Origin of the sequence: Aquabacterium sp. J223, assembly GCF_024666615.1 — a bacterium.
In the GTDB taxonomy this organism is placed as follows: domain Bacteria; phylum Pseudomonadota; class Gammaproteobacteria; order Burkholderiales; family Burkholderiaceae_C; genus J223.
On the sequence record NZ_CP088297.1, the window covers coordinates 1,667,188 to 1,684,157 of the forward strand.

Annotated in this window: 17 protein-coding genes and 2 pseudogenes; 14 read left to right on the forward strand and 5 right to left on the reverse strand. The window is 72.8% G+C overall.

Going from position 1 to position 16,970, the window contains the following annotated elements:
* Positions 1–13 precede the first annotated feature (13 nt).
* Positions 14–178, forward strand: coding sequence for a hypothetical protein (locus LRS07_RS08040; protein WP_260501415.1), 165 nt, complete (start codon positions 14–16; stop codon positions 176–178).
* Positions 179–259: 81 nt separating this feature from the next.
* On the opposite strand, the pseudogene LRS07_RS22220 reads toward LRS07_RS08040, so the two are convergent.
* The 4 genes and pseudogenes from LRS07_RS22220 to LRS07_RS08055 all read right to left on the reverse strand — a co-directional run.
* Positions 260–595: pseudogene (locus LRS07_RS22220) on the reverse strand (response regulator); the annotation flags it as partial.
* Between the two features lie 7 nt (positions 596–602).
* Complete coding sequence (locus tag LRS07_RS08045; RefSeq protein WP_260501416.1) at positions 603–1,010, reverse strand: type II toxin-antitoxin system VapC family toxin; 408 nt, start codon at positions 1,008–1,010, stop codon at positions 603–605.
* Entirely contained in the window at positions 1,007–1,270 is a 264-nt protein-coding gene (locus LRS07_RS08050; protein WP_260501417.1) for an antitoxin, read from the reverse strand. Before LRS07_RS08050 ends, LRS07_RS08045 begins: the two co-directional genes overlap by 4 nt.
* 92 nt (positions 1,271–1,362) lie before the next feature.
* On the reverse strand, positions 1,363–2,460 hold the full coding sequence (locus tag LRS07_RS08055; RefSeq protein WP_260501418.1) for an endonuclease/exonuclease/phosphatase family protein: 1,098 nt from the start codon (positions 2,458–2,460) through the stop codon (positions 1,363–1,365).
* 98 nt (positions 2,461–2,558) lie between these two features.
* On the opposite strand from LRS07_RS08055, the gene LRS07_RS08060 reads away from it, so the two are divergent.
* The 4 genes from LRS07_RS08060 to LRS07_RS08075 all read left to right on the forward strand — a co-directional run bounded on the left by LRS07_RS08060 (position 2,559) and on the right by LRS07_RS08075 (position 6,618).
* Positions 2,559–3,809: a cystathionine gamma-synthase family protein gene (locus LRS07_RS08060; RefSeq protein WP_260501419.1), complete on the forward strand. Its 1,251-nt coding sequence runs from the start codon at positions 2,559–2,561 to the stop codon at positions 3,807–3,809.
* A gap of 56 nt (positions 3,810–3,865) precedes the next feature.
* Positions 3,866–4,663 (forward strand): alpha/beta fold hydrolase, encoded by a 798-nt coding sequence (locus LRS07_RS08065; RefSeq protein ID WP_260501420.1) that lies wholly within the window; start codon positions 3,866–3,868, stop codon positions 4,661–4,663.
* A 145-nt stretch (positions 4,664–4,808) separates the two neighbouring features.
* Positions 4,809–6,056, forward strand: a complete 1,248-nt coding sequence (locus tag LRS07_RS08070; RefSeq protein ID WP_260501421.1) for a PQQ-dependent sugar dehydrogenase — start codon at positions 4,809–4,811, stop codon at positions 6,054–6,056.
* Positions 6,046–6,618 (forward strand): c-type cytochrome, encoded by a 573-nt coding sequence (locus LRS07_RS08075; RefSeq protein ID WP_260501422.1) that lies wholly within the window; start codon positions 6,046–6,048, stop codon positions 6,616–6,618. The genes LRS07_RS08070 and LRS07_RS08075 overlap by 11 nt, the downstream gene beginning before the upstream one ends.
* Before the next feature lie 34 nt (positions 6,619–6,652).
* Here the strand turns inward: LRS07_RS08075 and LRS07_RS08080 are convergent, their stop codons facing one another.
* Positions 6,653–8,257: an FAD-dependent oxidoreductase gene (locus LRS07_RS08080; protein ID WP_260501423.1), complete on the reverse strand. Its 1,605-nt coding sequence runs from the start codon at positions 8,255–8,257 to the stop codon at positions 6,653–6,655.
* Between the two features lie 179 nt (positions 8,258–8,436).
* On the opposite strand from LRS07_RS08080, the gene LRS07_RS08085 reads away from it, so the two are divergent.
* From LRS07_RS08085 to LRS07_RS08120, 9 genes and pseudogenes are all read left to right on the forward strand, one after another.
* Positions 8,437–9,993: an ABC transporter ATP-binding protein gene (locus tag LRS07_RS08085; RefSeq protein WP_260501424.1), complete on the forward strand. Its 1,557-nt coding sequence runs from the start codon at positions 8,437–8,439 to the stop codon at positions 9,991–9,993.
* The gene (locus LRS07_RS08090; protein WP_260501425.1) at positions 9,990–11,081 is read left to right on the forward strand and encodes an ABC transporter permease; all 1,092 of its coding nucleotides are present in this window, start codon (positions 9,990–9,992) and stop codon (positions 11,079–11,081) included. The genes LRS07_RS08085 and LRS07_RS08090 overlap by 4 nt, the downstream gene beginning before the upstream one ends.
* Positions 11,060–11,635 (forward strand): annotated as a pseudogene (locus tag LRS07_RS22225) (ABC transporter permease subunit); the annotation flags it as partial. The gene LRS07_RS08090 and the pseudogene LRS07_RS22225, both read left to right, overlap by 22 nt.
* Positions 11,636–11,669: 34 nt before the next feature.
* The gene (locus LRS07_RS08095) at positions 11,670–11,870 is read left to right on the forward strand and encodes a hypothetical protein (RefSeq protein WP_260501426.1); all 201 of its coding nucleotides are present in this window, start codon (positions 11,670–11,672) and stop codon (positions 11,868–11,870) included.
* 39 nt (positions 11,871–11,909) lie between these two features.
* The gene (locus LRS07_RS08100; protein WP_260501427.1) at positions 11,910–12,971 is read left to right on the forward strand and encodes a BMP family ABC transporter substrate-binding protein; all 1,062 of its coding nucleotides are present in this window, start codon (positions 11,910–11,912) and stop codon (positions 12,969–12,971) included.
* A gap of 11 nt (positions 12,972–12,982) precedes the next feature.
* Complete coding sequence (locus LRS07_RS08105) at positions 12,983–13,744, forward strand: cysteine hydrolase family protein (protein WP_260501428.1); 762 nt, start codon at positions 12,983–12,985, stop codon at positions 13,742–13,744.
* Positions 13,741–14,214, forward strand: a complete 474-nt coding sequence (locus LRS07_RS08110; RefSeq protein ID WP_260501429.1) for a RidA family protein — start codon at positions 13,741–13,743, stop codon at positions 14,212–14,214. The genes LRS07_RS08105 and LRS07_RS08110 overlap by 4 nt, the downstream gene beginning before the upstream one ends.
* Before the next feature lie 39 nt (positions 14,215–14,253).
* Complete coding sequence (locus LRS07_RS08115) at positions 14,254–16,302, forward strand: MASE1 domain-containing protein (RefSeq protein WP_260501430.1); 2,049 nt, start codon at positions 14,254–14,256, stop codon at positions 16,300–16,302.
* Positions 16,299–16,940: a response regulator gene (locus LRS07_RS08120; protein ID WP_260501431.1), complete on the forward strand. Its 642-nt coding sequence runs from the start codon at positions 16,299–16,301 to the stop codon at positions 16,938–16,940. Before LRS07_RS08115 ends, LRS07_RS08120 begins: the two co-directional genes overlap by 4 nt.
* Positions 16,941–16,970 lie beyond the last annotated feature (30 nt).

Genomic DNA, 16,970 nt, shown 5'->3' on the forward strand with positions numbered 1-16,970 from the left:
CCGGCCGGCGACGATGACGGCCTGGGTCCGCGTGGTGACGCCGAGGGCGCGCAGCACGCCGCTCACATGCGCCTTCACCGTGGGGGGCGGCCAGGCCGAGCGCCTGCTCGATGCGCTTGTTGGGCTGGCCCTGCAGCAGCAGTTTCAAGACCGTTCGCTGCCGAGGGGTGAGGCGTGACAGGTCGGGCTGGGCTGTCGGCGCCGCCGTCAGCGGTGGCAGGTGGATGCGGCCGGCAAGCGCATCGCGCAGCGCCTGCGCGAGCACCTCCGGTGTGGCCGACTTCTGCACGTAGCCGACAGCCCCTCGGTCCAGGCACTGCAGCACCACCGACTGCTCGTCGACGGCCGACAGCACCACCACCGGCACCTCAGGCGAGTGGGCCCGGAGGTCCTTGAGCGCGTCCAGTCCATGGCGGCCGGGAAGGGCCAGGTCCAGCAGCACCAGCGACACCGGGTTGGGCGCCGAGGTCAGCAGGCGGAAGCCTTCGTCGCAGTCGCCTGCCTGCGACACCTGCGTCCCGGATTCAATGTCCCGCAACAGTCGCGCCAGGCCTTCACGGAACAGTGGGTGGTCGTCGATCAGAAGGACATGCATGGCAGGCTCAGGCCACCCAGTCTTCCGTCCTCAAGCCGGCCACACGCTGGAATTCACGCAGGTTGTGGGTCACCAAGACGGCCCCTTCGGCCAGCGCATGGCAGGCGATCCAGAGGTCGTTAGCGCCAATGGGCGTGCCGGCGTCCTTCAAGCGGGTCGACTGCTCGGCGTAGTGGCGGCAGATGGCAGGGCTGGTGGGGTAGGCCACTGGCACCTGCCGGGCCAGCGCGTCGAGCCGTCGCAGCACCTCCGCCTTGCGCGTGCTGCGCTCGGCGCCCTTGAGCAGTTCGGCCCAGGTGATGAACGACATCAACAGCCGGTCGTCATCGCCCAGTGCATTCACCCGTTCGGCGATGGCGGGCGGCTGCTGCTTGATCAGGTAGATGAGGATGTTGGTGTCGAGCAGGTAGATCACAGCGCTTCGCGGTCCTGCACGGGCAGCGCCAACGCCTGTTCCGACTCGAGGGCAGCGACGAACGTGCTGTCCGCCTCGTTCAAGGTCTGCAAGGCCTGGAGCAGGGCGGTCCCCCGTTCGGCGCGCAGCGGCTGGATGAGCAGGTCGCCCTGCTCGTTGCGAGAGATGCGCACCCGGTCCGTATCGAGCCTGAACTCGGCCGGAATTCGGACCGCCTGGCTGTTGCCGTTGTTGAAGACGCGGGTCGTCAAAGAGTCCATGGCACCACCTTCTTGTGTGTACGACGGTGTGTGTATTTTGCGGGAAGCCGGGCGGCCGTGCAATGCCGTCCCGCAACACGGCACCGACCCGCTCAGTCCGGCACGCGCACCCCCTGCGCGCCGGCCTCGTCGATCTTCTCGCGCGCCTCGGCCCGGTCCTCGGCGGGGGCCTGCGGCTCCGGCTGGTCGGCCTGGGCCGCGGGCTTGTGCAGCAGGTGGATGTAGACCGGGAAGTGGTCGGAACCGTAGCGCGCCAGCCGGCAGAACTCGACCAGCCGGAAGTCGTTGGAATGGAAGAAGTGGTCCAGCGGGTAGCGCAGGAACCAGTGGTCGGCGTGGAAACTGTTGAAGAAGCCGCGGCCGATGCGCGGGTCGAGCAGGCCGCTGACCTTGCGGAACAGGCTGCTGGTGTGGGACCAGGCGACGTCGTTCATGTCGCCCATCACCACCACCGGGCCCGGCTGGTCTCGGATGGCCTTGCCCACCACCAGCAGCTCGGCGTCGCGCGGCACCGAGCTGTCGCTTTCCTGCGGTGCCGGCGGACGCGGGTGCAGGCAGTGCAGCCGCACCTCGGTGCCGCTGCCCAGTCGCACGTGCAGGTGGATGGACGGGATGTCCGGCTCGACGAGGAACCGCACCTCCGGCTTGATCAGCGGCAGCCGCGAATACAGCAGCATGCCGTAGGTGTTGTCCTGCGGCTGCAGCACCACGTGAGGGTGGGTCGCGCGCAGCACGTCCAGCTGCTGCTGCCACCAGCCGTCGGTCTCCAGCGCGAGGACGACGTCGGGGTCGGTGCGGCGGATCTCGGCCAGCAGGCCCTCGAAGCAGCGGTTGGTCTGCAAGACGTTGGCGAACAGCAGCCGCAGCTCACGTCGCGGGTCGCGCACCTCGCAGTCCTGCACCTGCCGGCGCACCAGCGGCGTGTAGCGGTGCATGCGCCGCGCCTGCACCCCCAGGCTCACCACCATCAGCGCGCGCAGGACAAGGGCGCCGGCTCCGTGCGGCACCCAGGCGACGTGCGCGAGGCCGACGGCGATGAGCAGGATCGCGATCTGCAGGCGCGGGAAGTCGAGTGCGCGCACCCACCAGTGCTGCGCCCGCGACAGCGGCACCAGGCTGGCCGCCACCAGCGCCCATCCGAGGACCGTCAGCGCGACCTGCGCCGCGCCCGCTGCCGTGCCTGCCGCCATCGGCCATGCTCCCTGTGTCGTGTGGGCCGCGAGCATACGGGACCCCATGGCAGGGCCAGGCCGATAATGCCGTGCACCCCGTTGAAGAGCGATCCGCGATGTCCACCAAGCGCCACCAGGGCCTGACCACCCGCCTGCTGCACGCCGACCGGCTGCAGCCCATCGAGCACGGCGCGGTGCACAAGCCGCTGCACCTGGCCGCGGCCTACAGCTACCCGTCGTCGCGCGACCTGGCCGCGGTGTTCCAGGGCGACAAGCCGGGTTATGTCTACGCCCGCCAGGGCAACCCCACCGGCGCCGCGCTGGAGCAGAAGGTCACGCTGCTGGAGGAGGCGCGCGCCACCGCGGTGTTCTCCACCGGCATGGCGGCCATCGGCGCCATCGCGGCGGCGCTGCTGAAGGCCGGCGACCACGTGGTCACCAGCCAGTTCCTGTTCGGCAACACCAACAGCCTGATGCAGACGCTGCAGGGCCTCGGCATCGAGGTCAGCTTCGTCGACGCCACCGACGTGGCGAAGGTGGAGGCTGCGTTGCGGCCCACCACCCGCATCGTCTTCACCGAGACCATCGCCAACCCGCGCACCCAGGTGGCCGACCTGGCCGGCATCGGCGAGCTGTGCGCCGCCCGCGGCCTGCTCTACGTGGTCGACAGCACGTTGACCACGCCGGTGCTGTTCAAGCCGAAGGACGTGCAGGCCGGCTTCGTCGTGCATTCGCTGACCAAGGCCATCGGCGGCCACGGCGACGCCATGGGCGGTGCGGTGGTGGACACCGGCCTCTTCGACTGGGCCCGCTACCCCAACATCCTGCCGCCCTACCGGAAGGGCGACGCCGCCGGCTGGGGCATGCTGCAGCTGCGCAAGAAGGGCCTGCGCGACTTCGGCGCCACGCTGCGGCCGGAGGACGCGCACCGCATCGCCGCCGGCGCCGAGACGCTGGCCCTGCGCATGGCCCGCGTCTGCGACAACGCGCTGCAGCTGGCGCGCTGGCTCGACGGGCAGCCGCAGATCGACCGGGTGCACTACCCCGGGCTGTCCTCGCATGCCGAGCACGAGCGCGCCGCGGCGCTGTTCAAGGGCGGCTTCGGCGGGCTGCTGAGCTTCGAGCTCAAGGCCGGCCTCGACTGCTTCGACTTCCTCGACGCGCTGCAGCTGGTCATCGTCTCCAGCCACCTCGCCGACAACCGCACGCTGGCCATCCCGGTGGCCCACACCATCTTCTACGAGATGGGCGCCGAGCGCCGGGCGGCGATGGGCATCGCCGACGGCCTGGTCCGGCTGTCGGTGGGCATCGAGGACGCCGACGACCTGAAGGCCGACTTCGAACAGGCGCTGGCACGGGTGTCATGAGCGCTGGCCCGCTCCCGAGCGCGAACCCCGAAGCGCGCGGCGCAGGGGGTCGTCTCGTGACCGGGCCGCGCCCCTTCGTCCGCGAGGAGGGCGAGGGCCCGGCGGTGGTCTGCCTGCACGCCAACGCCAGCACGTCCAGCCAGTGGCGCGGGCTGATGAGGCTGCTGGCGCCCACCCACCGGGTGCTGGCGGTGGACGGCTGGGGCGCGGGGCAGAGCCCGGCGTGGCCGTCGGACCGCGTCATCTCGCTGCAGGACGAGGCCGACCTGCTCGCCCCCGTGCTCGACGCGCTGTCCACGCCGGTGGTGCTGGTCGGCCATTCCTACGGCGCCGCGGTGGCGTTCAAGGTTGCGCTGACCCGGCCCGGCGCGGTGCGGGCGCTGGCGGTGTACGAGCCGACGCTGTTCGGCCTCATCGAGGCCGACGGCGCGCCGCCCAACGAGGCCGACGGCATCCGCGCCGCCATCGCCGCCGCCGCGGCCGCCCTCGACGCCGGCGACCGCGACGCTGCGGCCGCCGCCTTCATCGACTACTGGATGGCGCCCGGCGCCTGGGCCGCCACACCGGCCCACCGCCGGCCGGCGATCGCCCAGTCGGTGACGCAGGTGCGTCGCTGGGCCCATGCGCTGATGACGGAGCCGACGCCGCTGGCCGCCTTCCGCGCGCTCGACCTGCCGGTGCTGCTGATGACCGGCGGCCGCTCCACCACGGCGGCGCACGGCGTGGCGCGCCGGCTGGCCGGTGCGCTGCCGCGGGTCACCGTCCGCACCTTCGCCGAACTCGGCCACATGGGCCCGGTCACGCACCCCGAGCCAGTGAACGAGGCGATCCGCGCGTTCCTCACCAGCGTCTGATCGCGGCGGCGGCCGGCCCTGGCCCACCCCGAGGTGCCCCCGGGGCATTACTGAGTATGTGTACGGATCCCGGGCCTACAGTGGGCGCGCCGCGGAGGGCGTAGGCCGCCCTCCGCCCGCTGCCACTCGAAGGGAGATCCCAAGAATGCCGATCCGGTTCGCGCTCGCCGCCCTGGTGCTGTCGCTGGCGGCCTGCCAGTCCATGCCGCCGCCCGCCGCCCCTGTCGCCACCGCGCCCGCGCCCACGCCCGCCGCGCCCGCCACCGGCGGCGCGCCCGGCAGCGAAGGCCGGCTGCCGTCGCAGGCCGGCTCCCGCCTGGCGCCAATCCCGACGCCGCTGCGCGTCACCCCGCCGTCGGAGATCCCGATGGCCAGCTTCCGCCTGCCGCCGGGCTTCAAGGCCGAGCTGTGGGCGCATGGCATGCCGGGCGCGCGTGCCATGGCCCGCGGCGACGACGGCAAGATCTACATCGGCACCCGGACCATCGGCCGCGTCTACGAGGTCACCGACCAGGGCGGCCAGCGCACCTCGCGGGTGGTGGTCGACCGGCTGTCGCAGCCGGCCGGCGTGGCCTTCCGCAACGGCTCGCTGTACGTGATGGCGCTGGACAAGGTGCTGCGCTTCGACGGCATCGAGCGCAATCCGAACGCCCAGCCGGTGGACATGACGGCGGCCTTCAAGTTGCCCAGCGCCCGCCACCACCAGTGGAAGTACATCGCCTTCGGCCCCGACGGCAAGCTGTACGTGCCCTTCGGCGCGCCGTGCAACATCTGCGAGCCCACCGAGGAGTACGCCCAGATCCGCCGCTACAACGCCGACGGCTCGGGCATGGAGGTGATCGCCCGCGGCGTGCGCAACACCGTCGGCTTCACCTGGCACCCGACGACCGGCGATCTGTGGTTCACCGACCATGGCCGCGACTGGATGGGCGACGACTCGCCCGAGGACGAGCTGAACCGCATGCCGCGCAGCGGCCTGAACTTCGGCTTCCCCTACTGCCACGCCAACGGCGTGCGCGACCGCGAGTTCCCGCGCGACAACGCCTGCGCCGGCGTGCAGTTGCCGGTGACGACGCTGGGCCCGCACACCGCGGTGATGGGCATCCACTTCTACACCGGCAACATGTTCCCGGCCGAGTACCGCAACGTGGCCTTCGTGGCGCGGCGCGGCTCCTGGAACCGCGAGCGCAAGTCGGGCTACGACGTGGTGACCGTGCGCGTGGGCGCCGACGGCCGGGGCGCGCAGGTGCAGCCCTTCATGACCGGCTTCCTCAACAGCGCCGACGACAGCTTCAGCGGCCGCCCGACCTACCTGCTGCAGCAGCCCGACGGCTCGCTGCTGGTGACGGACGAACAGCTGGGGGCCATCTACCGCATCACCTATGCGCGCTGAGGCGGCCGGGCTGGCGCTGGCCGCTTCGCTGGTGGCGGCTCAGGCCGTGGCACAGGCGCCCCCGCGCGCCGCCACGTGCACCGCCTGCCACGGCGAGGACGGCAACGCGCCGGTGCCCGGCTTCCCGTCCATCGCCGGCCAGCCGCGGCTGTTCATCGACAACCAGCTGCTGATGATGCGCGAGGGCCTGCGCGACGTGCCGGCGATGAAGCCGGTGCTGGAGGGCATGACCGACGACGAGATCGCCGCCCTGGCCCGCCACTTCGCCGCCCAGCGCCCGCGGGTGGCGGCCGGCGTGGTGGCGCAGCCGGCGCTGCAGCAGCGCGGTGCGGCGCTGTCGCAGCGCGCCAACTGCGGCTCCTGCCACCTGCCGGACTACCGCGGCCAGAACCAGGTGCCGCGCCTGTCGGCGCAGAACGAGGCCTACCTGCTGCAGTCGATGAAGGAGTTCCGCGACCACCCGGGCCCGGGCCGCGACACCATCATGGCCGCCACCCTGGCCGGCATGACCGACGCGGACCTGGGGGCGCTGGCCCACTACCTGGCGACGAAGCAGCCCTGATCGCCAGGCCGCGCCACGTCGCCCGCCGCGTCGGTCAGGCGTGCCGCCCGCCCTGCGCGGCGTGCGCCCAGACCTTGGAGATGACCACCGATCCTTCCCCCACGGCCGCCGCCACGCGCTTGACCGACCCGGCCCGCACGTCGCCCACCGCGAAGATGCCGGGGCAGGAGGTGGCGTAGCCCTCGCCGGTGACGACGAAGCCCTTGGCGTCCAGCTCGACCAGGCCGGACAGCCAGCCGGTGTTGGGCTGCGCGCCGACCATGACGAACAGGCCCGCGGTCTCCACGCGGGTCTCGACGCCGGCCTCGCGCAGCGTCACCGCCTCCAGCGTCTGCGACCCGTGCAGCGCCGTCACCTCGGCATGGTGGTGCAGGGTGATGGCGTCGTTCCTGCGGATCCGTTCGATCAGGTAGTCCGACATCGACGCCGCCAGCGAGGCGCCACGCACCACCAGGTGCACGCGCTGCGCCCGGCGGCTGAGGAACATCGCGGCCTGGCCGGCGGAGTTGCCGCCGCCGATGACCACCGCGGTGCGGCCCGCGACGTGCCGCGCCTCCAGCTCGGTGGCGGCGTAGGACACGCCCGCGCCCTCGAACTGCGCCAGCCGGTCCAGCGGCAGGCGCCGGTACTGCACCCCGGTGGCCACCACCAGCGAACGCGCCCGCACCACCACGCCGTCGTCGAGCGTGACGGCGAAGGCGTGACCCTCGCGGTGCAGCGCCGTCACCCGCCGCGGCACCGCGAAGCGCGTGCCGAACTTCAGCGACTGGATCTCGCCGCGCGCGCACAGGTCGGCGCCGGAGATGCCGGTGGGGAAGCCCATGTAGTTCTCGATCCGCGACGAGGTGGCGGCCTGCCCGCCGACGGCGGTCTCGTCGACCACCAGCGCGCACAGGCCTTCGGCGCCGGCGTACACCGCCGCCGCCAGCCCGGCGGGGCCGGCGCCGACGATCACCGTGTCGAACGTCGCGCCGTCCTCCACGGCCAGGTCCAGCCCCAGGCGCCGCGCCAGGCTGTGCGGGGTGGGATCGGGCAGCACGCTGCGTTCGCCCAGCACCACCGCGCCGCGGTCCGACGGCACGCCGCAGCGCTGCGCCAGCTGCAGGGCCTCGGCGCTGCCCAGCGCGAGGGCCCGGTAGGCGATGCGGTTCTGCGCCGCGAAGGCCTCGATCCGGCGCACCGCGCGGTCCACCTCGGGCCCGATGAGCGTCAGGCCGGCCTGGCCGCTCTCGATCAGGCGACGCCGCCGCCCGGCCAGCACCGTGATCACGATGTCGCTCATCTCCGGCAGGTCGGCCAGGGCCTGCAGCATGGCGGCGCGCGGCACGCGCAGGGCGGTGACCGGCGTCACCGCCCGGATGGTCAGCTGCGCCGTGCCGCCGGTGAGGAAACTCATCTCGCCGGTGAACTGCGACGGGCCCATCGTGGCGTTGCCGTAGCGCTGGCCGGTGACCTCGTCCCAGGCCGCCGCCTCGCCTTCCAGCAGGTAGAAGAACGCCTCGTTGGGCGAGCCGAAGGCGACGATCGTCTCGCCCGCCTCGAAGCGCACCACCTCGCCGACCTCGCGCAGCCGCTGCACATGGGCGGCCGACAGCGGCGTTCGCACATGGGTGTTGAGGTCGACGGCGGAGCTTTCCATGGCAGTGTCCCGACGAAGTGCGCCGCGGGCGCAGGATCGGGTGGCAGTGTGCTCGATCGCGGTTGATTGGGAAGCCCGGCCTGGTGGAACCCACCACCCCGCCTGAGCCGAACCGCGACCCGCGAACCCCGCGGCGCGCGATCGACCGGCGGCCGGGCCGGACCTAGCCTTGGCGGGCCATGACGTCGGTGCCCGCCGCCCCCATCGATCTCCGCCTGCAGCGCCTCGACAAGCGCTTCGGCGCCGTCACCGCGGTGGCCGCCGCGGACCTGCACGTCCGCGGCGGCGAGGTGCTGGCCCTGCTGGGCGAGAACGGCGCCGGCAAGAGCACGCTGATGAAGCTGCTCTACGGCGTGCTGACGCCGGACGCCGGCAGCATCCACGTCGACGGCGCCGAGGTGCGCATCGCGTCGCCGCGGGAGGCGATGGCACTCGGCATCGGCATGGTGTTCCAGCAGTTCAGCCTCGTCCCGGCGCTGTCGGTGCGCGAGAACCTGGCGCTGGCGGTGCCGTCTTCGCCATGGTGGCTGGGACGCCGTGGCCGGCGGCTGCGGGCGCTCGATGACCACTTGCACACGTTGGCACCGGGACTCGACGCCGAGGCGTCGGCGTCCTCGTTGGCGGTGGGCCAGTTGCAGCTGGTCGAGCTCGCCAAGGTGCTGTTGTCGATCGGTTCGCCGCAGGGCGGGGCGCGCCAGGCGCGCTGCGTCATCCTCGACGAGCCCAGCGCGGTGCTCACCCCGGCCGAGGCCGAGCGGCTGTGGGCGCTTATCCGCGGCCTGACCGCGCGCGGCGTGGCCGTCGTGCTCATCACGCACAAGCTGGCCGACGTGCGGGCCTGCGCCGACCGGGTGGCGGTGATGCGTGCCGGTCGGGTGGTGGCCCAGGTGGCGGCCGAGGACGCCACTGATGCACGCATCGTCAACTGGATGGTGGGCGAGGCGCCGCCGCCGGTGCGGGCGCCGCGGGCGCCGGACGACCGGGCGCCGGTGCGGCTGGCCCTGGCCGGCGTCTGCGCCGGCCGGGCGCGGCAGGCCACCCTCGAGGTGCGGGCCGGCGAGATCGTCGGCGTCGCCGGCGTGTCGGGCAGTGGTCAGACCGACCTGGCCGAGGCGGTGGCCGGTCTGCGCCCGTTGCAGGCCGGCGAGGTGATCCTCGACGGCACGCTGCTGCGGGCGCCACGCCTGCCGTCGCGGCCGACGCCGCAGCTCGGCGTCATCCCGAGCGAGCCGGCGCGCAACGCGGTGGCGCCCGAGTTGTCGCTGGCGGTCAACCTGGCGCTCAAGCGGTTGCGCACGCTGCCCTTCATGCCGCGCCGGTCGGCGCTGCTGCACGATGCCGACGCGCTGATCGCGCGCTTCGGCGTGCGCCCGGCCGATGCGCGGGCGTCGGCGCGGGCGCTGTCCGGCGGCAACCTGCAGAAGCTGGTCATCGCCCGCGAGCTGCACGACGCGCCGGTGGCGGTGGTCGCCTGCTACCCGACCATGGGCCTGGACGTGGCCGCCAGCGCGCAGGTCTACGACACGCTGTTCGGCTTGGCAACGCAGGGCTGCGCGGTGCTCTGGGTCAGCGAGGACCTGGACGACCTGCTGCGCCATGCGCACCGCATCGCGGTGATGTTCGACGGCCGGCTGGTGACGGTGGCCGACGCCTCGCGCACCAGCGCGCAGGCGCTGGGGGCATGGATGAGCGGACAGCCGGCGTCGACGCCGGTGTCGATGAAGGTCGCGGCATGAGGCGGGACCTTGCCCCGGGGCTGCACGCGCTGAGCGTCGGCGCGCTGTTCATCCTGCTGTCGATGCTGTTCTTCGTGGCCATCGGCCGCGAGCCGCTGCACTTGCTGCGCGAGATCGCGGAGGCGGCCGCCGGCAGCGGTTATGCCGCGGGCGAATCGCTGGTGCGCGCCACGCCCATCCTGCTGTGCGCGCTGGCCACCGTGGTGCCGGCCCGGCTGGGGCTGATCTCGGTGGGCGCGGAGGGGCAGCTGTGCGCCGGCGCCATCGCCGGCACTGGCGCGGTGCTGGTGGGCTGCTCGTCGCTGACCATCGTGCTGGCCTCGCGGCGCCCTCGGGGGGCACTGTGGTCGCTGCTGCCAGCGCTGCTGCGGGTGGGCGCGCGGGTCAACGAGACGATCGCCACGCTGATGCTCAACTACGTGGCGGCACTGGCGATCACCTGGCTGGTCTACGGCCCGTGGAAGAGCCCGCACAGCCAGGGCTGGCCGGCCAGCATCGAGTTCCCCGACGCCGTTCGCCTGCCCAGCCTGGGCGATTCACGGGTGCACGCCGGGCTGTTCATCGCGCTGGCGCTGGCGATCGCGCTGCACGCGCTGTTCACCCGCACGCGCTGGGGGCTGGTGCTCGATGTGCTGCGCAGCAACCCGCGGCTGGCGCCGCTGGCCGGGCTGAACTTCGATCGCCAGGTGCTGCTGACCATGGGCCTGGGCGGTGCGCTGGCCGGCCTGGCCGGCATCGCCGAGACCGGCGCGGTGCAGGGCCGCCTGCAGCCCGACCTGGCCCAGGGGGCGGGCCTGAGCGGTTTCCTCGTCGCCTGGCTGGCGGGCCGGCGCATCGGGCCGGTGGTCGTTCTGTCGCTGCTGGTCGGTGCGCTGCTGGCGGCGGGGGGATGGCCTGCAGATGACCACGCAGGTGCCGTCGTCGGCCACGCTGGTGGTGCAGGGCCTGCTGTTCGTCTCGCTGCTGGCGGTGGGCGGCTGGAGGGCCGGCCGTGGCTGAGGCCGCCGACGCGCTGCTCAACGGCCTGGCGGTCTCCACCGTGCGCAGCGCCACGCCGCTGCTGCTGGTGCTGCTGGGCGAATGCCTGACGCAGCGGGTGGGGCGCATCAACCTCGGCGTCGAAGGGCAGATGCTGGTCGGCGCGGTGGCCGGCTTCGGCGCCGCGTCGGCCAGCGGCAACCCGTGGCTGGGACTGTGCGCGGGTGCGCTGGCCGGCGCCCTGTTGTCGTCGGTGTACGCCGCGCTCACGGTGGCGGTGAAGGCCGACCCCTTCGCCAGCGGGTTGGCGGTGTGGCTGCTCGGTTCTGGCATCAGCGCCTACGCCGGCGCCAGATGGGTCGGCCGGCCGATGGCCGGCTTCGATGCCGGGCCTGGCGGCGTCACGCCCACGATGGTGATCGCGCTGGCGGCGGTCCCGCTCGTCGCACTGTGGCTGTACCGCAGCCGAACCGGCCTGCGCTGGCGTGCGGTGGGCGAAAGCCCGGACGTGGCGCGCGCCGCGGGCATCGTGCCGTGGCGGGTGATGACCGCCGGCGTCGCGGTGGGTGGCCTGCTGTCCGGCCTGGGCGGGGCCGCGCTGTCGGTGGACCACACCCGCACCTGGGCCGAGGGCATGACGGCGGGCCGCGGCATCGTCGCCGTCGGGCTGGTCATCGTCGCCCGCTGGAACCCCCTGGTTGACGCTGCCGGCGGCGCTGCTGTTCGGCTTGGCCGAGGCGCTGTCGCTGCGCCTGCAGGCCGCCGATGCCGCGGTCAGCGCCCACCTGCTGCACACGCTGCCCTACCTCGTCAGCCTGGCCGTCTTCACCGTCACCTGCCTGCGCATGAAGGATGGCGGCGGCGCCCCGGCCGGCTTGCGCTCCGTGCTCGAACGTTGACCCGCGTTCCAGTCCCTCGATCACCCCAAGGAGCCTCCGATGAAGACCTTCCGTTCGCTCGCCGTGCTGTTCTCCCTGTCCGCCGCGCTGGCAGCGCCGGTGGCGGCCGCCACCCTCGGCTACATCTACGTCGGTCCCGAGAAGGACTACGGCTACAACACCTCGATGGACATCGGCCGCCAGTACGTGGCCAAGAACCTGCCGGGCACCAAGACCCTGCACGTGGAGAACGTGCCCGAGACCGCCGAGGTGGAGAAGGTGATGGAGCGCATGATCCGTTCCGGCGCCAGCATCATCTTCGCCACCAGCTACGGCTACCTGGACTACGCCGTCTCGCTCGGCAAGAAGTACCCCAAGGTGGCCTTCCTGCACGCCGGCGGGTTGAAGCTGGGCGACAACGTCGGCACCTACTGGGCCAATTCCGACGACGCGATGTACCTCGCCGGCATGGCGGCCGGCGCGGTGAGCAAGAGCGGCAAGCTGGGCTTCATCGCCGCCTTCCCGATCCCGCAGGTGGTGCGCTCGATCAACGCGTTCACGCTCGGTGCGCAGGCCATGAACCCCAAGGCCACCACCAGCGTGGTGTGGACCGGCGGCTGGCTGCTGCCCGCCAAGGAGGCCGAGGCCACCAACTCGCTGGTCGACGCCGGCATCGATGTCATCGGCGAGCAGGTGGACAGCCCGATCACCATCGCGCAGACCGCCGAGAAGCGCGGCATCCACGTCGTCGGCAAGGACGTGGACGTGTCGAAGCTGGCGCCGAAGGCGGTGCTCACCGGCGCCTCCTGGAACTGGGGCCCGACCATGCTGAAGCTGACGAAGGAGATCCAGGCCGGGACCTGGAAGCCCAGCCATGTGCGCGGCGACCTGAAGGACGGCACCGTGGTGCTCGACCCCTTCGGCGCGGCCGTGCCGCAGGCGGCGCGCGCCACCGTGCTGGCGAAGAAGCAGGACATCCTCGACGGCAAGTTCGTCGTCTGGTCCGGGCCGCTGGCCGGCCAGGAGGGCCACGAGATCCTGCCCGCCGGCAAGCCGATGCCGATGGAGCAGCTGGAAAGCATGAACTTCTTCGTGCGTGGCGTCATCGGCACGGTGAAGTGACGGTGGCCGCGATGCACGTCCTCGGCGCCCATGCCGCCAACCGCTGGCGGGTGGACGCCACCCGCTGCGACCTCTCGCGCGCCGAGCGCCTGCCGGTGCGCCCGGTGGCGCTGGACGCCCAGCCGCAGCACGTGGTGATCGACGCCCACCGCAGCGCGCTGGTGATCGTCGACATGCAGAACGACTTCTGCAGCGAAGGCGGCTACCTGCACCACCGCGGCATCGACATCACGCCCGACCGTGCGCCCATCGCGCCGCTGCAGGTGCTGGTGCCGGTGCTGCGGTCCCAGGGCGTGCCCATCGTCTGGCTGAACTGGGGCGTGCGGCGCGACCTGCTCAACATCCACCCGTCGCTGCTGCACGCCCACACCCACGACGGCACGCCGCCCGGCCTGGGCGAGCGCATCCCGGGCGGCGACGTCATCCTGCGCGAGGGCTCCTGGGGCGCGGCCATCGTCGACGAGCTGAACCCCGGCGAGCGCGACATCCACGTCACCAAGCACCGCTTCAGCGGCTTCTGGGACACGCCGCTGGACAGCATCCTGCGCAACATGGGCGTCTGCACGCTGTTCTTCGCCGGCGTCAACGCCGACCAGTGCGTGATGACCACGCTGGAGGACGCCAGCTTCCTGGGCTACGACGTGCTGATGCTGCGCGACTGCGTGGGCACCACCTCGCCGCCGTTCTGCATGCAGGCCACCGAGTTCAACGTCCAGCTGCTGTACGGCTTCATGACGGACTCGGCAGCGCTGATGAAGGGGTTGGCGGCATGAGTGTTGTGGAAGACCGGTTGGCCGAACTGGGGCTTGAGCTGCCGGTGCCACCCACCCCCATCGCCAACTTCGTGCCTTGGCGGCTGCACGGCGGCCTGGTCTGGCTGGCCGGCCAGGTCAACGAATGGAACGGCACGGTGCCCTTCGTCGGCAAGGTCGGCCGCGAGTTCGACCTGGCGCAGGGCCAGCAGGCGGCGCGGCTGTGCGCCTTGAACCTGCTGGCCTGCCTGAAGCTGGCCTGCGGTGGCGACCTCCAGCGGGTGCGCGGCTGCGTGAACGTCGGCGGTTTCGTCAACTGCGCGCCGGCGTTCGAGTTCGTGCCGGCGGTGGTCAACGGCGCCTCCGACCTGTTCGTCGCGCTCTGGGGCGAGGCCGGCCGGCATGCCCGCACCGCGGTGGGCGTGGCCAGCCTGCCGCGGCGCGCCGCCGTGGAGGTGAACGCGGTGTTCGCCGTCGACGCGCTGGGGTAAGCCCGCACTGGCCCGCTTGCTGCTTCGACGCTGCCGGCCATGACCACGCTGCCCGTGCCGCTGACACCGTCCCTGCCCGGGGCACTGCCCCGCGCGTTGACGCAGGGCCTGCTGCTGGCGCTGGCCTACGGCGCGGCGGCGCGCCTCGGGCTGGCCTACTCCAGCCTGGCGCCCAACGTCACGTTGGTCTGGGCGCCCACCGGCCTGAGCCTGTTCGTGCTGTTGCGCTGGGGGCCGCGCCCGGCCTGGGGCATCGTGCTGGGCGACCTCATCGCCAATGCCGGCACGGGGGCGTCGGTGGCGGCCATCCTCGGCATCTCGCTGGGCAACCTGGTGCAGACCTTCTTCGGCTGGTGGGCGTTGCGCCGGGTGGGCTTCGACAACGCCCTCGGCCGCGTGCGCGACGTGGTGGCGCTGCTGGCCCTGGGCACCGCCGGTGCGGCGTTGAGCGCGGCCATCGGCCCCACCGCGCTGTGGCTGGACGGGACGCTGCCCACCGAGGCGCTGCGCGACGTGGCGCTGCAGTGGTGGATGGGCGATGCGGCGGGCGTGGTGGTGCTCACGCCCTGGCTGCTGGCCTGGTGGCAGCGGCCGCGCCGGCTGGCGCCCCGCGCGTTGGCGCAGGCGGTGCTGCTGGCGCTGGTGCTGCTCGCCTTGTGCGTGCTGGTGTTCGGGCCCTTGGTGCGGGCCGGCTACTACCCGGCGTCGCTGGCGCTGTTTCCGATGGCGGTGTGGGCCGCGCTGCGGTTCGGTCTGCGCGGGGCCACGCTGCTGACGCTGGCCGTCACGGTGGCGGCGGTGTGGGGCACGGTGCGCGGCACGGGCCCCTTCGTCGACGGCGACCTCACCAGCAGCCTGGTGCGCTGGTGGGTGTTCGCCAACGTCATCACCGTCACCAGCCTGCTGCTGGCCGCCGCGCAGGGCGAGCGCGACGCGGCCCGCGCCCAGGCCATCCGCGACCGCGACTTCGGCGATGCCATCCTCGATGCCGAGGGCGCGCTGGTCGTCGTGCTGGATGCCCAGGGCCGCATCCTGCGCATCAACCGCAGCCTGGAGCAGGCCACCGGCTTTGCCGCGCACGACGTGGTGGGTCGGCTGTTCGAGGACGCGCTCATCCCCGAGGCGCAACACGACAAGGTGGCCGGCCATGCCGAGCTGCTGCGCCTGCGGGTGAGCGACCGGGCACGGCTGGACAGCGGCCTGCGCTGCCGCCAGGGTCCGCCGATCACGGTGTCGTGGACCGCCAGCGCGCTGCGCGACCGCGACGGCCGCATGACCCACGCCATCGTGTCCGGCGTCGACGTCAGCGCCCGCGTGGCCGCGGCCGAGGCGTTGCGCCATGCCCGGCGCGTGCTGGAGCAGCGCGTGGCCGAACGCACCCGCGACCTGGCGCAGGCGAACGACGCCCTGCAGGTGCAGATGGCCGAGCGCGCGCGACTGGAGCAGGAGCTGCTGCAGTTGGCCGAGCAGTCGCAGCAGCACTTCGGCCGCGAGCTGCACGACGGGCTGGGCCAGCACCTGACCGCCACCGCCATCCAGGCCGAGCTGCTGGCGCGCGACCTGGAGGCTGCCGGCGCGGCGCAGGCCCAGCGCAGCGCCGAGCAGATCGAGGCCATGGTCAGCGACGCGGTGGCGCAGGCGCGCCGCCTGGCGCATGGCCTGTTCCCGGTGGCGATGGACGACGACGGCCTGACCGCCGCGCTGCGCACCCTTGCCGACAGCACCGAGCGGCAGACGCGTCGGCGCTGCACCCTGCGGGTGTCGGGTGCGGTGGACCTGCCAGACCACGCGATGGCCATTCACGTCTACCGCATCGCCCAGGAGGCGCTCGCCAATGCGCTGAAGCATGCACCCGGCGCGGCCATCGAGATCGAACTCATGCAGGACGGGCCGATGCCGGCGCTGCACGTCCGCAACGGCGCCGGCGGTGGCGCGGCCGCGGCCACCGGCGGCATCGGCCTGCGGTTGATGCGGCACCGTGCCCAGCTCATCGGTGCCGCGCTCCAGGCCGGGCCGGACGGCGAGGGTGGCTGGCGCGTCGTGCTGGCGTGGCCGGGGAACGAGCGCCACGACGGGGAGCGCGCATGACGCCGGTCTTGATCGTCGACGACCACCCCATCCTGCGGCATGGCATCGGCCAGCTGGTCGGCCGCGAGAGCGACTTCACGGTCTGCGGCGAGGCGGGCAGCGTCGACGAGGCGCTGACGGTGTTGGCCACGCGGCACGTCGAGCTGATGGTGGTCGACCTGTCGCTCGAACAGCGGTCGGGGCTGGAGCTGATCCGGCTGGCCAGGTCCCGGCACCCGCAGGTGCGCAGCCTGGTGCTGTCCATGCACGACGAGCGGCTGCAGGCCGAGCGCGCGCTGCGCGCCGGTGCCCGCGGCTACGTGATGAAGCAGGAGGCCACGCGCAAGATCGTCGCCGCGCTGCGGGCGGTGCGCGAGGGGCAGGTCTACGTCAGCGAGGCCATCGCCAGCGACCTGCTGGAGCGCCTCACTGGCGCGGCCGAGGCGAGCCCCGGCGGCCTGAAGGGGTTGAGCGAACGCGAGGCCGAGGTGCTGCGCCTCATCGGCCGCGGGCTGAAGACCGGCGAAATCGCCCGCGCCCTGCACCGCAGCGTCCACACCATCGAAACCCACCGCGCCAGCATCAAGCGCAAGCTGGGGCTGAAGACCGCCGCCGAGCTGTCACGGGCCGCGTATGCACTGGACGACGAGGCGCGTTGAGGGATGCCGGCGACACGGGTGGTGTGCCAC